Here is a 21,751-nt window from a genome sequence, read left to right as displayed (position 1 = left end):
AGCGGCTATTCGTTCCTCGCAAGGAGGATATCGTCTGTCATCCTATATGCTTTAACCTTATCTCCAGCGAGCACTCTCTTCCTGGATATCAAGTGACCCAGGAAGCCGCCGCTGATCTCAACCGCGTAGATCCGCCATCCGAAAAGAAACAAAATCGGATTCACTTGGATTATATCGGTCCGTACGTGGACGATTAGCGCAACGAGTAGGAAGAGACCATAGCCTCCGAGGTCGCCCAAGGTAGGGCTCGGTACTGTGACGAAGGGGAGTAAATAACCGGCGAGGTAGCTCGATGCTCCGCTTCCAGCAGGGGCAGCCCGAACAACATTGTGTTCAGGCGCCGGGCCAGACTTCTGAAGCTGTTGAATGATCAGAAAGGCAAAAATTCCCGCTAATCCGAGTGCCAAGCAGGTTAAGCGGAGAACGCTGTCATCGAAGCGAATGGCTAGCATCAAGAAAAGCGGCGCGTACGACGATATGAACATCACAGGCTTGGTCAGCCAACCGGTTCCGTCCCTCATGCCATTACTCTAAGTCTCACCTCCGACATTCCCTAAGGCGGCGCTGATGGCACTTGAGGAGAAGAGTCTTACACGGAACTGCTGGCATGGAGCCCAGACCGTTTCACGCGTGAAAAGCGCCGTTTCCTGCTTCGTAGCGGGGGCGGCCAATCATGTGTGCCTGCCTCATACCCCTTCTTACGTCCTCTAGTACTCGCCCTTGATGACGAAGTACGAGCCGCGGATGGTGCCGGCCAGCTTGGACTTCTGCCGGGCGAACTTGAACTTGTCCGCCAGTTCCTTCGGGACCTCCATGCCGTCCGAGAGCTTGAACCCGACGGCCCGCTTGCCGCCGTCCTCGATGCTGTACATGACGTTGATGGACAGGCCGGATTCGTAAAACACGTAGTCCATCCGCAGCCCGTCCACCTCGAAGCTGGTGGCCTCCAGCGGCCGGGACCCGATGACCAGGTCCCGTTCCTCCTTGAGGATCCGGGCGACCCGGTCCACGGTGTCCTGGGCGTCCTCGGCGGGGCTGACCGTGAAGGCGTGGCCGTACTTGGTGTTGTAGTAGCGGGCCTCGTTGGCGCGCAGCCCGGCCAGTGCCTCCGCCACCGGGGAGGACTCGAGCCCCGCGGTGGACACGTCCTTGAAGTCGACGACGTACGGCATGGGGTTCCTCCCGGGTTTGTCCTGTAGTGGGACTAGGGTAGCGCGAGCAGGCAGGGGTGCGTCGACCACGATGGTCCCGGTGCGACGACCCACGTCGATGTGAGGAAACTCGGCACCATGCCCGACGGCGGCGGGTGGCGCTGCGTCGGCCGGCAACAGGGCGAACAGAACCGGGCAGGAACCCCGCCAAAGCCGCGGAGCCGGCACCGTGACCCGCTGATCGGGACCGCCTATGTCCATACCATCATCGACGACCACTCCAGGGTCGTTTATGCAGAGATCTATGGCGTTTAGACGGCGGCCACCGCTATCCGGGTGCTAAGGCGGGCCGTGTCCTGGTTCGCCGCCCGGGAGGTCACCGTTGAGAGGGTTCTCTTGCCGACAACGGAGCTGCCTACAAAACTCATCTCTGGCGTGACACCCGTCGCGAGATGAACATCAAGGCAATGAAGACCAGGCCTTACCGCCCGCAAACCAACGGAAAGATCGAACGCTTCTACCGGACCCTTGCCGACGGATGGGCATTCAAACGCTTCGACGCCACCGAAGAGCCCGCAGAAACGCCCTCCGGGCATGGCTGCACCACTACAGTCACCACGGGCCCCACATCGCGATCGGAGGCCACACCCCAATCAGCCGCTTAACCCGCGTGCTTGGGCAGCCCAGCTATATCGCGTTGAGCAACGAAACTCACACAATCGGCCAGTCCTCATGGACGGTGCATCAAGAATGACCATAAGGCAGTCCAAAGTCGCAATTCAATTGGCTGTCACTGTTGGCTCTGATTCTTTGCTCAGTCGCTCGGTGAGGCTCGCAAATGCGAAAGCTAGGAGCGGAGCGGAGGGCGCAAGAACTTGCGCGGTCCGAGCAGCCAACGAAACTCCGACGGATCCTTTTGATTCGGCAAGCATTGCGAGTAGGTCTCCGTTCACGGAGTCTAGCGCCTCCATTTCGAATTCTAGATTGTCAGGCCCCGGCCAACAAACCTCTAGAATTTCAGAATCGAAGTTACCTTGTTGAAGGTCGTGTGACGAGGCTTTGGCGAGACCGACAAAACTCCGGAAGCGACGATGACTTGGAAATGATCGATCGTCACAGTCGCATGTCGCGGAAAGCTCATCGACGTGCTTCGTGAACAATTCGGTATTCACATGCGCCAGAAGCCTCCAACTCGAGCACTCATCCGTTTCGCCCAACCCCCACAAGTCTAGGCGTGTCAGGCGGGACCTTCCTGCCGGGCTGTAAACCTTGGCGAGTCCCCTTGCTGAGCCGAACATGCGGAGAAGTCGTTTGCCGATCTCCGGACGTTCGTTGAACAGTTCAAGCCAACCCACATGAAAACTGTCGAAACCCTCGGAAATTGTCTCGGAACTGAAAAATGAGGCTAAGCGATTAGCAATATCTCTGCTTTGTTCAACAGTCATAAACTTTGCAGATGGTGCCTCATCGCGAGAACTATCATCGTTGGATCTTATGACCGCCCCGGCGATGAACAAAGCAAGTGCTTGCATGCATAGGAATTGATCACCCACCTCATGGGTGGGAAGGGTGTCGAGCATCCCCGCCACCGCATCCAGAACCTCATCCAGAGCATCCCCCGAGCGAGGATACGCAAAGAAGAACCGAAGGCCCAGGAGCGTTGCCGGAACACCGTTAGTCTGCTTGCCAATGGGGATGGACCATGAACCAAACGAATCTGAGGCCATGAGGGGCCGCCCAGACGCTAGCTCTGCAAATGTAGGCGCGGCATCCCAAAATTCCTCAGTCGCCAGCCACGCTTCGACATTCCCCAACATGCCGTCTCTGGCCATCGCGGCTAGGGTTCGAAGCCACGCCGTTTTCGCGTCTGCTTGCTGTAGGTAAGCGGCGCGATTCAGGGCGCTTGAATAGCAGGCTGCAAGCGGCCAGGCAGCGTGCTCCAAGAGACGTGCGTCGCCGCTGTCAGCGGCCGCTTCCAAGGCTCCGGCCAGCGTCTGCTCGCTGGGAACGCGCGAGAAGAGGGCCAAGGCGTCTGCCATTGCCCAATTAGACCCTCCCCCGCCAACGCTTTCGAGTTCCTCCCAGTGTGAGGAGTGAGACTGGATGCGTCGAGCCGTAATGTGGAGTTGCCCACAATCCCTAGCTTGGAACATCCCTTCGTCGGGAAAGCCGTCGGGTTCTAGAGCGTGTGCGGCTTTCAGCCACGCAGGTGCTTCCTCCGGAAGCTCCTGCGAAACCGTCTCAAGAAGCTCTCTCGGAAGGTTGATGTCTATAAGTTCCGACGGAGGGACGAGGGGAAGCACTTCCTGAACCGCGCGCGTCAGGGCCGTGTCGGCTCGTATTCTAGCGAGACGCGCGGCGGCTGTAGCGAGCTGCCGGTCCCCTTCAATCAGCGCGGATTTCAGGGCTGCGGAAGCCTGCGTATCGCCTGCATCTGCCAGGCGTGCCAAGACTAGGATCCTGTTCAACTGATAGGACAGGTGAGCTGGCGCCAACGAGAGTGCCTTGTCTCTAATAATCGTTCCGACATGACCCTCTCGCAGTCGCGCAAAGTCTTTCTCACGAACCATCAATGGTCCGTCAAACAGAGCGCATGCGCGCTCCGCAAGTGGCCTCGCGTAGATGGGCTGAGAATGGCAGGAGCCATCGAGGAGAATATCTAACGCGATGTTGCTGCCGGTTCGCAAAATTTGAGCATGGTCGAGTTCCCAATTCAATTGTTCGAGAATCTGCACCGCTTCTGCTTTTAGATGCTCCTTTTCGGCAAATATCCGCCCAAAGGCAAAAAGAACAGTATTGCGCCAGTGGGAGACGGGCGCAATCTCCTTGATGCTGGTTAGAACCCTGGATTCGGGTTGACTTGTAATGAACTCAGCAGCCATAAATTCTTGAATACTTCGAAGTTCGAACCCTATATTTTCCGACTTTACAACCGCGAGAAATACTAGACGCTCGACGACTAGGCGGCTGAAGTCGGCGGTGAGGCGGTCAACTTCTGCAACCTCGTGTTGTTGGTTCGTTAGCCTGCGGCGTATGCACTCATCAAACTCATCCTTCGTGATGTAACTTGAAGTTTCGCCGGCAACCGCACTTCTGCCCTGGAGGATGTAGCCGATTTCCCTGTGGATAAAATGAACGTCAGCTTCAAACTCGCGGAGGAGATCTGAGAGCTCTCCTCCCTTTTCCTGTTCGCGTTGGTATATTACGCGATAGTAATCGGAAAAGAGCCTCCAGCGGTCCCGAGGCACCTGGCCAACTCGCTCAATGAGCACCGTCAAAATTGTCACCTGAAGTGGTGACGAGAACAAACGAGATGTGGTCTCATCCTGCGTTGCCCTCTCGAGGCGCAACATGGTCCGCCTCGACGCTTCTGTACCCTGCCCTGAACGTATGCTTATAAGGCCGCTCGCGTACTCTAAGGCTATTTCTTCCGACAGACGTGCCAGGGTGAAGTGCCGGTGGTACTCAGGAGAAAACTCATCGTTGTAGCCCTGCGGTCTGGTTGTGGCAATCGTCGAGACGTCGCCCTCAGCGGTGGCAACCTCGATTTCAAAGTCTCGAATCGCGGCGAGTACCGCGGCTCGGTTGCTGGACGCCGGGACCTCGTCTAGACCATCTATGAAAACGATCCAAGGAAATGAGCGCAACCAGCGGCGCATAGTCGCTACCCCAATTTTGGCGTCCGCCCTGCGTGAGACGCTTCGAGCTATAAAGCCAAGCAAACTGTCGCACTCACCTCTCTCCAGCGAGTCGGCAAGTTCTGTCAAGATGACGCGCACAGGCCAACGCCTGGCGGATGGGCGGGGTATGCCGAGGTGCTCAAGTCGAGCGTCGAGTGATGCGAGCGCGGATGCAACTTCTGCGGGGCGGGCGCTAGGAGAGTCTCGGATGAATTCGGCTCTATAAACCTGCGCGAGAAACTGCGTTACAGTGCTCTTCCCCTGTCCCGGACCTCCCACTAGGACCGAGCGAATCTGGCTTGAAGTTTCGTCTGATGATCCACCTTGATCATGGTGGTCCGCATTTGCGCGTGCTATCAGTGTCTCAACGATTCGACCGCGGCGAGGGAGCTCCCGCCTTATTTTCCGTGATCCTACCCAAAAACCTCCTTCAACCGGAAGGTCGATGAAGACATCTGCGACACTGATTGGCTTATCCGCTACATTGCCGGCTTGGGTAAGGTTGAGATAGTGATCGTCTATCAGCGACTTAGCCGCATGCGCCCGAAGGGATGTACTGAATTCTTCCTCTGCGTCGAACTGGTCCTTGATGAGGCGAGCAATAAGATCGCCGGGCGTCACCCAGGCGGCGAATGATGAGTAGATCTTATTGTCTTGATCGAGCATGGTTTGAAACTCATCATAATGCCATACTTTAAATGCCTTGATCGGCAGCTTGAGATGATCAATAAGTTCTTTGAGTTTGACATTGACCCGGTCAATTCCTGCTCCAGGTGAAGGGGATAGGCGTACGTTCGTGGATAGAAGCAGATAATCCGGTTTTGTAGCTCTTTTGCTACCCTTCTTTGCCCAGGCGCGTAATTCCTTGCCTATGGTTTGAAGGAACCACCTTTCGTTGTCGACTGGCTTCTGGGACGGATGTTCGCACTTCTTCGCCTGCAAGACTCCGTATCCATTCCACGCTTGCCCATCGCTGAGCGCTGGAGCCGGACCGTTCCATGTTGCCTCTCGACCTCCATCAGGACCGTCCCCAAACACTGAAACCGAGGGCCCAACGTATTTATGAACGAGCGCTTGGCTGAGTCGCTCAAACTGACGGTCACTGAGTGCATCGAGGTTGTATTCCACTCGTGCAGTCTGCAGCATCCTCTGACTCAAACGATGTATGTCGCTCTTTTTCATCCTTGCGCGCGTCACAAAAGTCGACCATCTCGCATCAGCGCTCACGCTTTAGAAGCAGAAATTTCCGTGCATGAAGTACTTCGGTCCCGCTCTCGTTCCAGCCCCCCAAACCGGACGTGCTGAAGCGCGAACCTAGGCCGGACCGATTTCTGGTGGTGTGGTTGGGAGTGGGTGATCTGGCGGTCGGAGTCTGCGCTGTTAGTGCAGGCGTGTCCTTCTAGCTATCCGGTTGACACCCAAGCCCTCGGTGCCAGGTGCAGCTGCGGGCAGCCCTGCTTGGCATAGCCCGAAGGTCCTCCTCGTTTCCAAGCCCTGCGTGTCAACAACGAGCCCAGTGCAGCCTTCCAAGCTGAGGTATGGTGCGCATGTCGAGGGCCCCGCAGTCTTTGGTTCCAAATTCGGCCGTCGGCATAGTGCACCTTGAGCGTTTATGTACAACTACCCCAGCGAGCATCGTCAGACGGGACCCTCGAAAGCCCTCTACAGCCGCTGCGGGTCCTCGGCGTACATCTGTAGGCGGATCTCTAGGGCCTCGGTCATGTGGCGGGCGGCGATGTCGCCCGCCACAGTCGCGTCGCCGGCCTCGATAGCGGCGACCAGCGCCTCGTAGTCTGCCAGCACCGCGTCCCAGCGGCCCGGGTGGGTGAGGGTGGTCAGGGTGTAGCGGCGGACCTGCTGGTCCAGGCCGGTCAGCAGCCGCATCAGCGACGGGCTGTGGGCCGCGGTCCAGATCAGGCCGTGGAACTCCCGGTTCGCCTCTGCCAAGACCGGCCCGTCCGCCGGGTCCAGCGCGCGCATGCTCTGGTACTTCGCCCGCAGCAGTCGGACGTCCAGATCGGTCCGCTTCCGCGCCGCCTTGGCCGCCGCCGCTTCCTCGAGCACAATCCGCGACTCGTAGATGTCCACGATTTCCTCGGCCGTGTGCGTCCGGACCGCCAGGATCTTGCCGCGGCGCTCCAGCAGGCCGTCCTGCTCCAGCCGCTGCAGCGCCTCGCGGACCGGGGTGCGGGAGGCACCGTACCGCTCCGTCAGCTTCACCTCGGTGAGGGTCTCCTCCGGCGTGATCGCCGAGCTCAGGATGTCCTCCCGCAGACGGCTGTAGACCGACTTCTCCAACACCACGCACGCTCCTCACCGGGGCCCGGACCTGACGTCCACGGGCAGCCATCCGGGTTCCCATCACCCAGCTCGCAGTATACATTTGCATTCAATTGCGGCGTCGGAGCCCCGACGGCCGCGCCCGGCAACGAAGAAGGAGCGCCCATGCCCGCCGAGATCCTGCTGGTCCACGGAAGCATGCTCGGCGCCTGGTGCTGGGAAGACACCATCGCCGAACTCGCAAAGCTCGGCACGAAAGCCGTTGCGTTCGACCTTCCCGGCCACGGAGAGGACGCCACCCCGCGCGGCTCGGTGACTGTGGCCGACTACGTGGCCGCCGTCGTCGACCGCCTGGACGCCGCGCCGGAACCCGTGGTCCTCGCCGGGCACAGCATGGCCGGATACCCGATTGCCGCCGCGGCCCTGCAGCGCCCGGACAAGGTCCGGCACCTGGTCTACTTCAGCGCCCAGGCCCGCGAACTCGGCCAGTCTTGGGCGGACACCCTGGACCCCGCCATCCGCGAGACCTACGAGCGGGAAGCCGCCGAGCGCGGGGACGGCAGCTACGTGGTCCCCGCAGACGTGGTGGCCACCCGGTGGCTCTCCTCGCTGGACCCGGAGGACCCCGCGGTCCAGGCCATCCGAGCACGCCTCACCCCGCAGCCCGCCGGGCCGCTTTTCGAACCGTGGGCCCTGCCGGCCGGCGCCCTGGACGGCGTGCCCGTGACCTACATCTGGCCCGAGGAGGACCGGCAGAACACCGAGCGGCGGATGCGGATGTCCCTGTCCAACCTCCCGGGCGCCACCCGGCTGGTCGCCATGAACGGTGACCACTGCGCCATGCTCACCGACCCCGCGGGCACCGCCGCCGCCCTCCACGCCGTCGTCGCCGGGTAGCGAAGCACAAGGAGCCGGATAGAACTTAGGCGATGGATCCGGCCCGCCGGCCGAACACCGCGCCGGCCGCGAGTCCGCTGCCGCCCGGGTAGTTGCCGCTGAAGAGGCCGCCGAGGGCCTCGCCGCAGGCCAGCAGGCCCGGGATGGGCGCGCCGTCGTGATCCAGTACCCGGCCGTAGGTGTCCGTCTTCAGCCCGCCGAACGTGAAGGTCACGCCGCAGGTGACGGGGAAGGCGTAGAAGGGGGCGGTCTTCAGCGCCAGCGCCCAGTTGCTCTTGGGCGGCACCACGGCGGCCGCGCGCCCGTCCTTGACGTTCGGGTCGAACGCCCGGCCGGTGTCGATGCCGGCGTTGAACTCGGCCACGGTGCGTTCCAGCCCCGCCGGGTCGATGCCCGCACGCTCGGCCAGGCTGGCCAGGTCATCGGCCTCGATCACCGAGACGCCGGGCATCTCGTACTCCTCGGCGCGGAGCATGGGCCGGGTGGTGGCGTCGAAGAGCTGGTACGCCACGGCGCCGGGCTGCTGCAGGATGTCCCGGCCGTAGCGGGCGTAGGTGTAGTTGCGGAAGTCCGCGCCCTCGTCCACAAACCGCGCACCCCTGCGGTTCACCACGATCCCGAGCGGGTAGCCGCCGCGGGTGAGCTGGTTGGTCAGCTCATAGTTGCTCTCGTTCTCCGCAAACCCTGCGTCCCAGGCGACGCTGTGGCAGGTGGACCAGTCCCCGCCCTGCGCCGCGCCCGCGTCCAGGGCGGCGCGGATCATCTCGCCGGTGTTCCCCGGGGTGCCGCGGACCTTCGCGTTCTGCCAACCCTCGCCCAGGTAGCGCTGCCGCATCTCCGGATTCGCCTCGAAGCCGCCGGAGGCCAGGATCACGGACTCCGCCCGCACCTCGCCGGTGCCGCCGTCGGCGTCGTTGAACCGCACGCCGGCCACGCGCCCGTCCTCGACGATCAGCCCGGTGACGGCGTGGCCGTAGCGGACGCTGACGCCGGCGCGGCCGGCCGCCGCCGCGTGGTCCGCCATCAGGCCCTTGCCGCCGCCGACGTTGCCGATGTGCAGGCCGCCCCAGAACAGGTACGACCCGTCCGGCTGGCTGTAGGCCTGGCGCTCGTACATCAGCCGGTACTTCAGCCCCTGCCGCTGCAGCCAGCGCAGCGTCCCGTGGCTCTCCTCCACCAGCACCCGGGACAGCTCCGGATCGTTCCGGCCGCCCGAGACCTTCGCCAGGTCAGCGAGGTAATCCTCCTGCGTGTACGGCGGCACCTCCGTGACGGCGTGCCGCTCGTCGGGCTCGACGACGTCGGCCAGGTCTTCCAGCCCGCCGTGCGGGATGCGGGTGGCGCCGGCCGTGTAGTAGCTGTTGCCGCCGGCCCGGTCCTTGTCCGCCTTCTCCAGCAGCAGCACCGAGCGGCCGTTTTCCGCCGCGGCCAGCGCCGCCGTAAACCCGGCGTTGCCGCCGCCCACAACCAGAACGTCTATGTTCTCCACCATTAGCCAAACTCCTCAGTTGATGTTGAATACGAATGTATACAACAGAATGCAATTCGACAAGGGGTGGTGCGAAGTGTTGCGGGGAGGGGTGTTGGAAGCCCGAAATAAAGCAGGGAGCCCGGCCGTGGTCTGGATTTCTCCAGTGCGGCCGGGCTCCCTGCGGATGCGCTGCGCCCGCGAGGGGCGCGCTTGGGTGGTCCTAGTTGGCGTTGCTCTAGTTCGTCTTGGCGATGTAGACGTCGCACGGCGCGTTGTGCGCCACCGTGTTGGCCACGCTGCCCAGGACGCGGCCCAGGCCCTGCATGCGCCGGTTGCCCACCACGATCACCTTCGCCTCGAGGCGCTCGGCCTCGCTGATAAGCACTTCGTGCGGCTTGCCGCGCGCCGCGGTGTAGGTTGTGCTGACGCCGGAGGCGCCGAGCAGGGCCGCCACGCGCTGGGCCACTTTGTGGGCCTGCTCCGAGTCGGAGACTGTCCAGTCCTCGCCCGCGATCTCCACCACCTCGGTCTTGTCGCTGGCGTACGCGGTGACCACGTTGAGGGTGGCGCCCATGGCCTGGGCCAGGTCCGCAGCGGTACGTGCTGCCTTCATGGCTGTTTCTGATCCGTCGACGCCGACGATGACGATGCCTGACACTGGTCGATCTCCTTCGTTAGTTCCTCATGGCTGTGCTCCCGGAGCCCCTCGGGCCCCGGGTGACGTGCGTGGGTGTTACGGCGCAGGGATCTCCTGGGCATCGATGTACATCTCGATGCGGATGTTCTTGGCCACTTCCAGGTGGGCGCTGGCGATCTTGCCGGCGCGTTCCGCGTCCCGGTCCCGGATGGCGGCGACGAGTTCTTCGTGTTCCTTCAGCACCTGGCTCCAGCGGGCCGGCGTGGCCAGCGTGGTACCGGGGTAGCGGATGAAGTGGACCAGGATGCGGTCCAGGAGATCCAGCAGGGCAGCGCTGTGGCTCGCGGCCCAGATGCGCTCGTGAAAGGTGCGGTTCACGGCGGCCAGCTGCGCTGCGGTGGCCTCTTCGAACTTCAGGTCCACCATGCTCTGGTGGGCACGCTCGATCAGCATGAGGTCCATGTCCGTGTGGCGCAGCGCGGCAGTCTTCGCGGCGGCCTCCTCCAGGAAGGAGCGCACCTCATACAGGTCCAGCATCTCCTCGGGCCGGTACTCCCGGACCTGCATGCGTGAGCCGATCCGCTCCACCAGGCCCTCGGTTTCCAGGCGGCGCAGGGCCTCGCGGATGGGGGTGCGGGAGACGTTGTACTTCTTGGCCAGGGCGGTCTCCACCAGCTGGGCCTTGGGCGGGAGCTCCTGGGCAATGATCGCGTTGCGGATCATCAGGTACGGGCTCATCAGGGCCGGATTGCTCATCGCTGGTCTCTTCCTCGTGGCAGCAACGGTGTGAACATCAGGCGGGCCTGATGGAACTCACCATACAGTCGAAGGCCATTTTAACACACGGTATACAGCTGGCTCTTTTCGTGAACAGCAATCCCAGACGACGGCGAGACGCCCGTCACATTTCGGTAGCGGGTGTGTGCCAACACACATTTTTGTTGCTCGCTTCTCGCAAACGGTATACATTCGACCGAAAGCGAGGACAGTTTTTCTAAACTGTACCGAAAGTGCTTCAAAGATCGACCGGTACCAACGACGGTACGCAGGCACCATTGAGGAGACACCATGACCAGCCCCACCGGCACGGTCCAACTGGGGGAATCGGACTCCCCACGAACGTCAGTCATTCAGGTCCCGGCCGCCCTGGTCCGCGGCGGGACGAGCAAGTGCTGGATCTTCCGCCAGAGCGACCTGCCGGCGGACACCGCCGACATCGAACGCCTGTTGATCCGTACCTTCGGCTCCCCGGACCTCCGCCAGATCGACGGCGTCGGCGGCGCGTCCTCCACCACCAGCAAGGCGATCATCGTGGACGACCTCGGCTCGACGGACGGCGTGGTGAACTACCGCTTCGCGCAGGTGGCCATCGATACGCCCTCCGTGGAGTGGGACAGCAACTGTGGCAACTGCGCCACCGGCCTAGGCCTGTACGCGCTGCACGCCCGGCTGGTGCCGCCGGCCGACGGCGTCTCCCGGGTCACGATCGTCAACACGGTCACCGGGCTGAGCCTGGTCTGCGAGGTCCCCACCCCCGGCGGCGAGGTCCCCACCTACGGTTCGCGGCAGATCCCGGGCCAGTACTACCCGGGCGTCCCTGTGGACATCATCTTCGAGAGCAGCAGCTGGACCAGCTTCGAGACGGAAATGCCCACCGGCCATGCCGTCGACGAGGTCACCGTCCAGGGCCGCACCTTCCACGCCACGCTGATCGACGCCGGCGCCCCGGCGGCGATCTTCGATCCACGGGACTTCGGTTTCACCGGCAGTGAAGACGCGGAGGAGCTGGAAGAACTGGTGGCCCTGGCGCCGGAGCTGCGGGCCGCCGCCGCCAAGGTCATGGGCATCCCCAGCCACCTGACCTCCATCCCGAAGGTGGGCATCGTGGGCCCGCCGCCGGCAGGGGAGACCGGCGTCTCCGCGCGGATGATCTCGATGGGCGCCCTGCACCCGGCCATCGGACTCACCAGCGCCGTCGCGATCGCCGCCGCCTCCGGACGCGCCGGCTCCATCGTCGCCAACGCCGCCGTCGGCAACTCCGGCGACGCAGGCCACTCCGGCGACGCCGAAAGCACAAACGACGGAGGGGACACCCTGGCGATCCACCTCCTCAACGGCGCCACCAGGACAGCCCTGGACGCGCCCGTTCCCAGCAAGGTCGCCTTCCAGCGGTCGGCCCGGGTCATCAGCGAAGGAACCGTGCTCGTCCCCGGCGACTGACCGGGCGGCAGGCAAACCACCATTCACAAGGACGTGTCATGAAAATCAGCATCCAGAATTTGCAGCTCAAATACGGTGACTTCGTCGCCATCGAAAACCTCAACCTCGAGATCGGCGACGGCGAGGCCCTGGTCCTGCTGGGCCAGTCCGGCTGCGGCAAGACCAGCACCATGCGCTGCCTCGCCGGGCTGGAGGAGCCCAGCTCCGGCCGGATCATCATCGACGACGTCGTGGTGTTCGACTCGGAAAAGGGCATCAACCTGCCGCCGAACAAACGCAACGTGGGCATGGTCTTCCAGTCCTACGCCGTCTGGCCGCACATGACCGTCTTCCAGAACGTGGCCTACTCCCTGAAGCTGCAGAAGCTCTCCAAGTCCGAAACCCGGGACCGGGTGATGGAGGTCCTGACCCTGGTGGGCCTGGAGAAGTTCGCTGACCGGGGCGCCAGCCTGCTCAGCGGCGGGCAGATGCAGCGCGTGGCCCTGGCCCGCAGCCTGGTGATGCGCCCCAGCGTCCTGATGCTCGACGAGCCGCTCTCCAACCTGGACGCCCGGCTCCGCGACCGGCTCCGCGTGGAACTCCGCGAAATCCAGCTCCGCCTGGGCCTGACCTGCGTCTACGTCACCCACGACCAGCACGAGGCGTTCGCCCTGGCGGACCGGATCGCGCTGCTGCAGGGCGGGAAGATCGTCCAGATCGGCGGCCCGCGGGAGATGTACGAGACCCCCGCCAGCGCCTCGATCGCCCACTTCCTGGGCGTCTCCAACGTCATGGACTGCGAGTCGGTGCCCGCCCCGGACGGCTCCGCCACCGCCAAGGTGACCGACCACGGCCTCACCATCCACTCCGCGCAGCGCGCCGCCACGGCCCCGCAGCAGATGAAGGTCTGCATGCGCGCCGAGGACCTGCAGCTGTCCGCCCAGCCCACCGCGGCCGCCAACGCCTGGAAGGGCAAGGTCCGGGTGGCCGGCTTCCAGGGCAACGACGTCCGCTACGCCGTGGAGCTCGACGGCGGCCTGGAACTGGACGCGCTCGGCACTATCAAGCGCGGCGAACAGCATGAGGTGGGCGACTCCGTGTGGGTCAGCATCGATCCCGCTCAGGTCCAGATCCTCCCGGCGGAGGTGCTGGTATGAGCCTCAAGACCCCGCTGGCGGATCCCGCCGTCGCGGCTTCCCCCGTCCCCGCGTCCTCCCGCGGCACCAAGGCCCTCGGGAACCTGCGCAAGAGCACCCCCGCCATGATCATCATCGCGATCCTGTCCGTCCTGGTGCTTCTGCCGCTGGCCCTGGTGCTGCTCGCGGCGTTCTCCGACGCGGTGCCCCGGCCCGGCAACATCTCCCTGGACGGGCTGACCCTGGACAACCTGATGCTCCTGGCCAGTCCGGAGGCCCTGGGCGCGCTGGGGAACTCGCTCATGGTGGGTGCCGGATCCGCCGTCGTCGCCCTGGTGATCGGCGCGTTCCTGGCGTTCGTCTGCGCCCGCACGGACGCGCCGATGCGCAAGTTCATCTTCTTCATCGGCATGGCCCCCATGTTCATCCCCGCCCTGGTGGGTGCGCTGGCCTGGTCCCTGCTGTCCTCCCCGAGCGCCGGCTACCTGAACATCCTGCTCCGCGACCTCGGCATCGACTTCGTCATCAACATCTACAGCCTGCCCGGCCTGATCTTCGTCCTCGGGATCTTCTACGCCCCGTACGCGTTCCTGCTGATGCACAGCTCGCTGTCGATGATGAACGCCGATCTCGAAGAGGCCGCCACCGTCCACGGCGCCACCCTGAAGACCATGCTCCGCACCGTCACCCTGCCGCTGGCCCTGCCGGCCGTGCTGGGCTCGGCCATCCTGGTCTTCGCCCTGACCATGGAGAACTTCCCAGTGGCGCAGGTGATCGGCAACCCCGCCGGCATCGACACCCTGCCCACCTACATCTACCGCCTGATGAGCGCGACGCCGGCCAAGAGCAACCAGGCCGCCAGCATCGCGATCGTCCTGACCGCGGCCCTGCTGGTCATCACCGTGATCCAGCAGCGCATCATCAACAAGCGCAAGTTCACCACGGTCACCGGCAAGGGCAACCGGCCCCGCCAGGTGCCGCTGCGGAAGCTGCGCTGGCCGTTCACCATCATTGCCCTGGCGTACTTCGCCGTCGCCGTCGTCCTGCCGATGCTCGCGCTGCTGGCCGCCTCCATGCAGGCCACCCCGTTCGTCGCCTCCATCTCCCAGCTCTTCGAGACCGGGGCCATGAGCTTCGCCAAGCTGGCCGACGTCCTCGCCTCGCACGACTTCCAGCTGGCGCTGCGCAACAGCGTGATGGTGGCGCTGCTGGCCGCGATCGCCGGCACCACGCTCAGCTTCATCGCCTCCTACGTCCGCTACCGGACAAAGACCCGCGGCGGCCAGCTGATCGAACTGATCGCCATGACCCCGCTGGCGGTCCCCGCGATCGTCATGGGCATCGGCCTGCTCTGGACCTGGCTGCTGCTGCCGGTCCCGGTCTACGGCACCCTGCTGATCCTGGCGATCGCCTGCGTGGCCGTGTTCCTGCCGCAGGGCTACCGGGGCATCTCGGCGTCGATGCTGCAGATGGACCAGGACCTGGAGGACAGCGCCGTCATGCTCGGCGCCCGCCGCTCCAAGGCGATCGTGAACGTGACCCTGCCGCTGATGCGGGTGGGCATCACGTCCTCCTTCCTGCTCTTCCTGATGCTCTCGATGCGTGAACTGAGCGCCTCGATCTTCCTGTTCACCTCGAACACCCGGATCCTCTCGATCCTGGTCTTCGACAACTTCGACAACGGCCAGAGCCAGTCGGCCGCGGCCGTCAGCGTCCTGTACATCGTCGTGATCGCGGTGCTGGCGGTGATCGCCCAGAAGGTGGGCGCCGACCGCAAGCTCGAGACCAAATAACGCTTCCCGCACCACACCATTTGAAAGGGTCTAAACAATGAAGTTAGCGTCCAAAATCCCCCTGCTCGGCCTCGGCGTCGTCCTCTCCCTGAGCATGGCTGCCTGCGGCGGCGCCGCCGCGAGCAACAGCGTGGTCACCGCCACGGCAGAGGTCAAGACCGACGACGGGCTGGTGATCAACGGCGAGAACATCGCGGACAAGGCCACCTACGACAAGGCCAAGACCCAGACCCTGAGCCTCTACTCCGGCTACACCGAATCCTCCGAGAGCGCCCTGGTGGCCGCCTTCACCAAGGACACCGGTATTAAGGTCAACGTGGTCCGCCTGACCCCGAACAAGCTGGCCGAGCGCGTCCAGTCCGAACAGGGTGCCGGCAAGCTGGGCGCCGACGTCATCCGCACCTCCGACTACCGGATCGCCAAGACCCTGGAGGACGCGAAGGTCTGGAAGGCCTACGACGTGCCGGGCGCCTCGCAGTTCAAGGACGTCTCGGTGGACGGCGGGCAGTTCACCCGCATGTTCAACTCCGTCTACACGCTGGGCTACAACACCCAGCTGGTCAAGGAAGCGGACGCCCCGAAGTCCTGGAACGACGCCGTCAGCGGCAAGTGGCAGGGCAAGCTGGGCATCGTCCAGGGCGGCTCCGGCGGCAGCACCGCCTCGCTCAACCGCTTCATGGAATCGAAGCTGGGCGCCGACTACTTCGCCAAGTACGCCGCGCAGAAGCCCACCATCTACGACTCCCTGGGCGCCGAGGCCACCGCGCTGGCCCGCGGCGAGGTGGCGGTGGGAACCGTGACCATCAGCGGCACCAACATCTCCGCCGTGCAGGACAAGGCACCCGTGAAGTTCATCGTCCCCGACGAGGGCCTGGTGGCGTACGACTACTACCTGGGCATGGCCGGGTCCGCCACGAACGTTGAGGCGGCCAAGGTCTTCATGAACTACAACCTGTCCAAGCAAGGCCAGAAGGTTTTCGCACAGCTGGGCGAATACCCGGCCCGCACCGACGTTGAGCCGCCCACCATCATGGGCATCAAGCTGCCGGCCGCCGACTCCGGCAAGGTCTACCGCATGGCCAACACCGACGCGATCAGCTTCGGCAAGGACGACCTGGCCAAGTGGAACAAGGTCTTCGGCTACAGCAAGTAACCCGCAAGCTGCCCGGGCCTTTCTAGGGGCCCGGGCAACGAACCGCAGTGGGGCGGCGAATGATGGTCACCGGGACCATCGCCTATTCGCAACGTGCGCCGCCCCGCTGCGGCTTCTTTATGCCGTTTTGCTATCCGCTAGGCTCGGCACGTCTGAGCCCCGGCCAACGCCACCCGTCCGTGAAGGAGCCACGATGCCCCGCGAGCACTACAAGGCAGTCCTGTTCGATGTGCAGGGCACCCTCACGGATTTCCGGACCACCCTGCTGGACCGTGGCCGGTCCGTCCTGGGCGGCAGGGCCGCGGCGCTCGACTGGCCGTCCATAGTGGACGAGTGGCGGGCGGTCTACCGGACCACGGTGGCGGAGCTCTCCGGGGCGCGGCAGTGGCGATCAGTCCGTTCCATCTACACCGACGGGCTGGCGGACATCGTTCGTCGGCGCGGGCTGGAGGATGTGGTGGCGGCCGACGAGATCGCTCTCCTCACGGACGGGTGGGAGCAGCTGCGGCCCTGGCCGGACGCGGCCGCGGGACTGCGGAGGTTACGGAAGTCCCACCTCGTGGCGGCCCTGTCCAACGCCGACCTCTCCGCCGTCATCTCAACCTCACGAACCTGCGGCTTCGACTGGGACGCCGTCTTTTCCGCGCAACAGTTCCGCGCCTTCAAACCGCACGGGTCGACCTATCTGGGCGCGGCCGACCTTTTAGGTGTGGACCCGGCAGAGATCCTCATGGTGGCCTCCCACCGCTATGACCTGGACGCCGCCGCGGAATTGGGTCTGGGGACGGCGTTCGTCTCCCGGCCCGACGAATACGGGCCAGACGGGCGCGCGGACCAGGCGTCCGACGGCGACTACGACGTCGTCGTGGATTCGATCGAGGAACTCGCCGGGACGCTCGGGGACTGAGGCTGCTTTTTGCCCTCTAGTACTCGCCCTTGATGACGAAGTACGAGCCGCGGATGGTGCCGGCCAGCTTGGACTTCTGCCGGGCGAACTTGAACTTGTCCGCCAGTTCCTTCGGGACCTCCATGCCGTCCGAGAGCTTGAACCCGACGGCCCGCTTGCCGCCGTCCTCGATGCTGTACATGACGTTGATGGACAGGCCGGATTCGTAAAACACGTAGTCCATCCGCAGCCCGTCCACCTCGAAGCTGGTGGCCTCCAGCGGCCGGGACCCGATGACCAGGTCCCGTTCCTCCTTGAGGATCCGGGCGACCCGGTCCACGGTGTCCTGGGCGTCCTCGGCGGGGCTGACCGTGAAGGCGTGGCCGTACTTGGTGTTGTAGTAGCGGGCCTCGTTGGCGCGCAGCCCGGCCAGTGCCTCCGCCACCGGGGAGGACTCGAGCCCCGCGGTGGACACGTCCTTGAAGTCGACGACGTACGGCATGGGGTTCCTCCCGGGTTTGTCCTGTAGTGGGACTAGGGTAGCGCCGCTTGGTGCCCGGGCGGCAACCCGCTCCGGCTCACCTGCCGAAGTGCCGCTGAAGCAACTGAAGGCGTTCGCAGCTGCGCCGAAGCGCGGCCAGCTCCCGGCGGGCGTACCGGCCTGTCGGCGTAGCAACGGCCCGGCCGAGGGATCGCGGACTACCGCGAAACCAACCTCACGGCAACCCATGCGCCGCACGGCGTCACAAGCCGTCACCGGGGCTCTTCCGTCCCCCGCAGGTCTTGCTATCGTCGCAGGTACGAAGCCGGCTATTTGGCTAAGATAGCTGCCCCCGGCGCCTGGACGAAGGACCACCATGAAGCGCACACGAATTTCCCTCATCGGTCTGATCGCAGCTGCGGGGCTGGCGTTGGCCGGCTGCGGGTCTGCCTCCACGACCCCCGCAGGTTCGGCGCCGGCGGGCGGCGCTGACACCTCGTTGAGTGACGTCAAGAACGCCGGCGTCCTCAAGGTCGGCACCGAGGGCACGTACAAGCCCTTTACCTTCCACGCCAACGGCAACGGTGAGCTGACCGGCTACGACGTCGAGATCATCACCGCCGTCGCCGGCAAGCTTGGCGTCAAGCCGGAGTTCCAGGAGACGCAGTTCGACGCGATCTTCGCCGGCCTCGAAGCCAAGCGGTTCGACGTCGTCGCGAACCAGGTTTCGATCACGGACGAGCGCAAGGCAAAGTACGAATTCTCGACCCCGTACACGGTGAGCACCGGCGTCATCGTCACCAAGTCCGACAATTCCAGCATCACCTCCTTCGACGGGCTCAAGGGCAAAACCACGGCGCAGTCGCTGACCAGCAACTGGTACAAGCTGGCCCAGCAGAGCGGCGCCAACGTGCAGTCGGTGGAGGGTTGGGCGCAGGCGATCACCCTGCTGAAGCAGGGCCGCGTCGACGCGACCATCAACGACAAGCTGACCTACCTGGACCAGCAGAAGACGGCCAAGGACGACGGCATCAAGATCGCGGCCGAGACCACCGATAAGTCCCTGAGCGCGTTCGCCTTCCGCAAGGGCTCCAGCAGCCTCACCGACGCCGTCAACAAGGCCCTGTCCGAGCTCCAGGCCGACGGGACCCTGACGAAGATCTCACAGAAGTACTTCGACGCCGACGTCACCAAGTAACGGCATGGGTACCCTCGGCGTAGATCGGGTCAGGCCATGACTGTGAACTGGGAGCTGGTCTGGAGTTCGCTCGGACCGATCCTCATGGGCGCCGTCACCGGAACAATCCCGGTGGCGCTGGCCTCGTTCGGCCTGGGCCTGGTGCTGGCCCTGCTGGTCGCCTTGATGAGGCTCAGCCGCAACGTGGTCCTCTCATCGATCGCCCGTGTCTACATTTCGGTGATCCGCGGGACCCCGCTGCTGGTCCAGCTCTTCGTCATTTTCTACGGGCTGCCGTCCGTCGGCATCACCATCAGTCCCTGGCCCAGCGCAATCATCGCCTTCTCCCTCAACGTTGGCGGCTACGCGGCGGAGGTCATCCGGGCTGCCATTTTGTCCGTGCCGAAGGGACAGTGGGAGGCCGGTCATACGATCGGCATGTCCCGCCGGCAGGCCCTGGTGCGGATCATCCTGCCGCAGGCGGCAAGGGTCTCGGTCCCGCCCCTGTCCAACACCTTTATTAGCCTGATCAAAGACACCTCCCTGGCGTCGTTGATCCTGGTGACGGAGCTGTTCCGGCAGGCGCAGCAGGTGGCGGCCTTCAGCCAGGAGTTCATGCTGCTGTACCTGGAAGCCGCCGTGATCTACTGGGTCATCTGCCTTGTCCTTGCCGGCGGACAGTCGGCCCTCGAGAAGAGATTGGACCGCTATGTCGCCCACTGAATCCGCACTCCCGGACGACGGCGCCCTCCTGGCGGTCCGCGGACTCCGCAAAGCCTTCGGCCAGCAGGAGGTGCTGAAATCCATTGACCTCACCGTGCGCCGCGGTGAAGTTGTCACGCTGATCGGGCCCTCCGGGTCGGGGAAGACCACCGTGCTGCGCTCCCTCAACGGCCTGGAAATCCCCGACGCCGGGGTCGTGGAGTTCGCCGGCGGTTTGAGCGTGGATTTCTCCGCCCCTGTTTCCAAGAAACAGCTGGCGGCGGTGCGGGATCGAAGCGCGATGGTGTTTCAGCATTACAACCTCTTCCCGCACAAGACCACCCTTGAAAACGTGATCGAGGGCCCGGTCCAGGTTCAGAAGAAGCCCAAGGCCCAAGCGGTTCAGGAGGCGCGGGAACTCCTGGCCCGCGTCGGGCTCGCGGACAAGGAAAACAGCTACCCCTTTGAGCTGTCGGGCGGCCAGCAGCAGCGGGTCGGAATCGTCCGCGCCCTGGCCCTCCGCCCGCAGCTGCTGTTGTTTGACGAGCCGACGTCGGCCCTGGACCCGGAACTGGTCGGCGACGTCCTGACCGTCATTAAGGAACTGGCGGACGAGGGATGGACCATGGTGGTGGTCACCCACGAACTCGCCTTCGCCCGGGAAGTTGCCGACGAGGTGATCTTCATGGAGGGTGGCGTCGTCGTGGAACGGGGACACCCCGACACGGTGCTGCGGGATCCCCGCGAGGAACGCACCCGGCAGTTCGTTAACCGGCTCCTGAACCCGTTTTAGGCCCGGCCGGAGACCGGGTGACGGCGAGGATCATGCCGATGCCGGCGAGGGAGGACACCATCGCGGAACCGCCGTAGGAGATGAACGGCAGCGGCACGCCGATCACCGGGAGCAGGCCGCTGACCATGGCGATGTTGATGACGGCCTGGCCGATGATCCAGGTGACGACACTGCAGGAGAGCGCCCGGGCGAAGGTCCCCTCGGTCCGGGCGATGGTCTTGAAGATGGCGACGGCGAGCACGGCGAAAAGTGCCAGCACCAGCAGGGTGCCGGCGAATCCGAGTTCCTCACCCAGGATGGTGAAGATGAAGTCGTTGTGCGCCTCCGGGATCCAATTCCACTTTTGCCGGCTCTGGCCCAGCCCGGTGCCGAACCAGCTCCCGGAGGCCAGGGCGTACTGGCCGTTCAGCGCCTGATACCCGAGGCCCTGGGAATCGTCGGCGGAGCCGCCGCCCAGCCAGGAGGAGATCCGCCCCATGCGGTTGCCGCTGGTGGCGGCGAGGATCAGCGCCGCGAAGGCGGAGATAGACCCCGTCACCGAGATCACCTTCATGGGCACCCCGCCGTAGAACAGCGTGGCAGCCAGGATGAGCATGACGATCATGGTGGTGCCGAGGTCGTGGCCCAGCGCGACGAGTCCCATAATGATGCCTCCCACGGGCAGCAGGGGGACGACGGCGTGTTTCCACTGGCCGAGGAGCTTCTGCTTGCGGGTCAGGATGTCGGCGGCCCAGACGATGAGGGCGAGCTTGGCGAATTCGGACGGCTGCGCGGTGAAGCCGCCCACGCTGAGCCAGTTGCGGTTGCCGTTGACCGTCATGCCCAGCGGGGTGAAGACCAGGACAAGGGAAACGACGGCGGTGATCAGCATGGGCCAGGCCAGCTTCCGGATGTGTTGCTCCCTGAGCCCGGCCAGGAAGAGCATGAGCACGATCCCGGCCACCGTCCACATACCCTGTTTCAGCGGCAGGTCGTAGGGGTTCGCGCCGGCGGCGACGGATTCCACGGAGGAGGCGGAGGCCACCTCCACCAAACCGATGGCGGCAAGCGTCAGCACCACGGCCAGGATGATGGGCCGTTGCCGATCCGAGGGGTCATCCCCGATCCAGGTACGGATCCGGCCGGGTTCCCGCCGCGCGCGGGCCGGCCGCGGGTGGGGTGTCCTGATGAGGGTGCCCATCGCTGATCTCCTTGATTCATGCCGGCCGTGCGGGTTGTCTGCTGCGTCCGGCGCGTGAGCTCACGGAAGCCGGGCAGGAACGGCAGACTATCCGGCGGCGGCCGCCCGCGATGGCGTACACGCCGTGAAGCGGCT

18 protein-coding genes and 1 pseudogene are annotated in these 21,751 nt (G+C 64.4%); 10 read left to right on the top strand and 9 right to left on the bottom strand.

Annotated features, from left to right (window positions below):
• Positions 1-5 precede the first annotated feature (5 nt).
• A complete protein-coding gene (locus QWJ39_RS03515; protein ID WP_290256306.1) occupies positions 6-521 on the bottom strand; it encodes a hypothetical protein in 516 nt (171 codons plus the stop codon).
• Positions 522-707: 186 nt separating this feature from the next.
• Complete coding sequence (locus QWJ39_RS03510; RefSeq protein ID WP_290256294.1) at positions 708-1,172, bottom strand: phage tail protein; 465 nt, start codon at positions 1,170-1,172, stop codon at positions 708-710.
• 63 nt (positions 1,173-1,235) lie between these two features.
• Here QWJ39_RS03510 and QWJ39_RS03505 point away from each other — a divergent pair.
• Positions 1,236-1,845, top strand: a pseudogene (locus tag QWJ39_RS03505) (integrase core domain-containing protein); the annotation flags it as partial.
• Positions 1,846-1,930: 85 nt separating this feature from the next.
• Here the strand turns inward: QWJ39_RS03505 and QWJ39_RS03500 are convergent.
• Positions 1,931-5,959 (bottom strand): hypothetical protein, encoded by a 4,029-nt coding sequence (locus QWJ39_RS03500; RefSeq protein WP_290256305.1) that lies wholly within the window; start codon positions 5,957-5,959, stop codon positions 1,931-1,933.
• Between the two features lie 534 nt (positions 5,960-6,493).
• Positions 6,494-7,135 (bottom strand): GntR family transcriptional regulator, encoded by a 642-nt coding sequence (locus tag QWJ39_RS03495; RefSeq protein ID WP_290256304.1) that lies wholly within the window; start codon positions 7,133-7,135, stop codon positions 6,494-6,496.
• A 141-nt stretch (positions 7,136-7,276) separates the two neighbouring features.
• On the opposite strand from QWJ39_RS03495, the gene QWJ39_RS03490 reads away from it, so the two are divergent.
• Positions 7,277-8,008 carry an alpha/beta hydrolase gene (locus tag QWJ39_RS03490; RefSeq protein WP_290256303.1) on the top strand — a complete coding sequence of 244 codons (732 nt, stop codon included), beginning with the start codon at positions 7,277-7,279 and terminating at the stop codon, positions 8,006-8,008.
• A 25-nt stretch (positions 8,009-8,033) separates the two neighbouring features.
• Here the strand turns inward: QWJ39_RS03490 and tcuA are convergent, their stop codons facing one another.
• From tcuA to QWJ39_RS03475, 3 genes are all read right to left on the bottom strand, one after another.
• Entirely contained in the window at positions 8,034-9,500 is a 1,467-nt protein-coding gene (tcuA, locus tag QWJ39_RS03485) for an FAD-dependent tricarballylate dehydrogenase TcuA (RefSeq protein ID WP_290256302.1), read from the bottom strand.
• A gap of 214 nt (positions 9,501-9,714) precedes the next feature.
• Positions 9,715-10,137, bottom strand: coding sequence for a universal stress protein (locus QWJ39_RS03480; protein ID WP_290256301.1), 423 nt, complete (start codon positions 10,135-10,137; stop codon positions 9,715-9,717).
• Positions 10,138-10,212: 75 nt separating this feature from the next.
• Positions 10,213-10,872, bottom strand: coding sequence for a GntR family transcriptional regulator (locus tag QWJ39_RS03475; protein WP_290256300.1), 660 nt, complete (start codon positions 10,870-10,872; stop codon positions 10,213-10,215).
• A gap of 312 nt (positions 10,873-11,184) precedes the next feature.
• On the opposite strand from QWJ39_RS03475, the gene QWJ39_RS03470 reads away from it, so the two are divergent.
• The 5 genes from QWJ39_RS03470 (at position 11,185) to QWJ39_RS03450 (ending at position 17,304) form a co-directional block, all read left to right on the top strand.
• Positions 11,185-12,336, top strand: a complete 1,152-nt coding sequence (locus QWJ39_RS03470) for a PrpF domain-containing protein (RefSeq protein ID WP_290256299.1) — start codon at positions 11,185-11,187, stop codon at positions 12,334-12,336.
• A gap of 38 nt (positions 12,337-12,374) precedes the next feature.
• Positions 12,375-13,472 carry an ABC transporter ATP-binding protein gene (locus tag QWJ39_RS03465; RefSeq protein WP_290256298.1) on the top strand — a complete coding sequence of 366 codons (1,098 nt, stop codon included), beginning with the start codon at positions 12,375-12,377 and terminating at the stop codon, positions 13,470-13,472.
• Entirely contained in the window at positions 13,469-15,244 is a 1,776-nt protein-coding gene (locus QWJ39_RS03460) for an iron ABC transporter permease (protein ID WP_290256297.1), read from the top strand. The genes QWJ39_RS03465 and QWJ39_RS03460 overlap by 4 nt, the downstream gene beginning before the upstream one ends.
• Before the next feature lie 37 nt (positions 15,245-15,281).
• Positions 15,282-16,397, top strand: coding sequence for an extracellular solute-binding protein (locus QWJ39_RS03455; protein ID WP_290256296.1), 1,116 nt, complete (start codon positions 15,282-15,284; stop codon positions 16,395-16,397).
• A gap of 193 nt (positions 16,398-16,590) precedes the next feature.
• Entirely contained in the window at positions 16,591-17,304 is a 714-nt protein-coding gene (locus QWJ39_RS03450; protein ID WP_290256295.1) for a haloacid dehalogenase type II, read from the top strand.
• Between the two features lie 16 nt (positions 17,305-17,320).
• On the opposite strand, the gene QWJ39_RS03445 is transcribed toward QWJ39_RS03450, so the two are convergent.
• Positions 17,321-17,785 (bottom strand): phage tail protein, encoded by a 465-nt coding sequence (locus QWJ39_RS03445; protein ID WP_290256294.1) that lies wholly within the window; start codon positions 17,783-17,785, stop codon positions 17,321-17,323.
• 355 nt (positions 17,786-18,140) lie between these two features.
• Here QWJ39_RS03445 and QWJ39_RS03440 point away from each other — a divergent pair, with 355 nt between their 5' ends.
• Genes QWJ39_RS03440 through QWJ39_RS03430 form a run of 3 tightly spaced genes read left to right on the top strand, consistent with a single transcriptional unit; the run spans position 18,141 to position 20,436 of the window.
• Positions 18,141-18,962 (top strand): amino acid ABC transporter substrate-binding protein, encoded by an 822-nt coding sequence (locus QWJ39_RS03440; RefSeq protein ID WP_290256293.1) that lies wholly within the window; start codon positions 18,141-18,143, stop codon positions 18,960-18,962.
• Between the two features lie 42 nt (positions 18,963-19,004).
• Positions 19,005-19,664 (top strand): amino acid ABC transporter permease, encoded by a 660-nt coding sequence (locus QWJ39_RS03435; protein ID WP_290256486.1) that lies wholly within the window; start codon positions 19,005-19,007, stop codon positions 19,662-19,664.
• Positions 19,651-20,436 carry an amino acid ABC transporter ATP-binding protein gene (locus tag QWJ39_RS03430; RefSeq protein WP_290256292.1) on the top strand — a complete coding sequence of 262 codons (786 nt, stop codon included), beginning with the start codon at positions 19,651-19,653 and terminating at the stop codon, positions 20,434-20,436. Before QWJ39_RS03435 ends, QWJ39_RS03430 begins: the two co-directional genes overlap by 14 nt.
• On the opposite strand, the gene ftsW is transcribed toward QWJ39_RS03430, so the two are convergent.
• Positions 20,411-21,616: a putative lipid II flippase FtsW gene (gene ftsW, locus QWJ39_RS03425; RefSeq protein WP_290256291.1), complete on the bottom strand. Its 1,206-nt coding sequence runs from the start codon at positions 21,614-21,616 to the stop codon at positions 20,411-20,413. The genes QWJ39_RS03430 and ftsW overlap by 26 nt on opposite strands.
• Positions 21,617-21,751 lie beyond the last annotated feature (135 nt).

This window comes from Arthrobacter sp. YD4, from assembly GCF_030410515.1.
GTDB lineage: Bacteria > Actinomycetota > Actinomycetes > Actinomycetales > Micrococcaceae > Arthrobacter.
The sequence above is the reverse complement of the archived record's forward strand: the minus strand, read 5'-3'. Positions and strand labels throughout refer to the sequence as shown.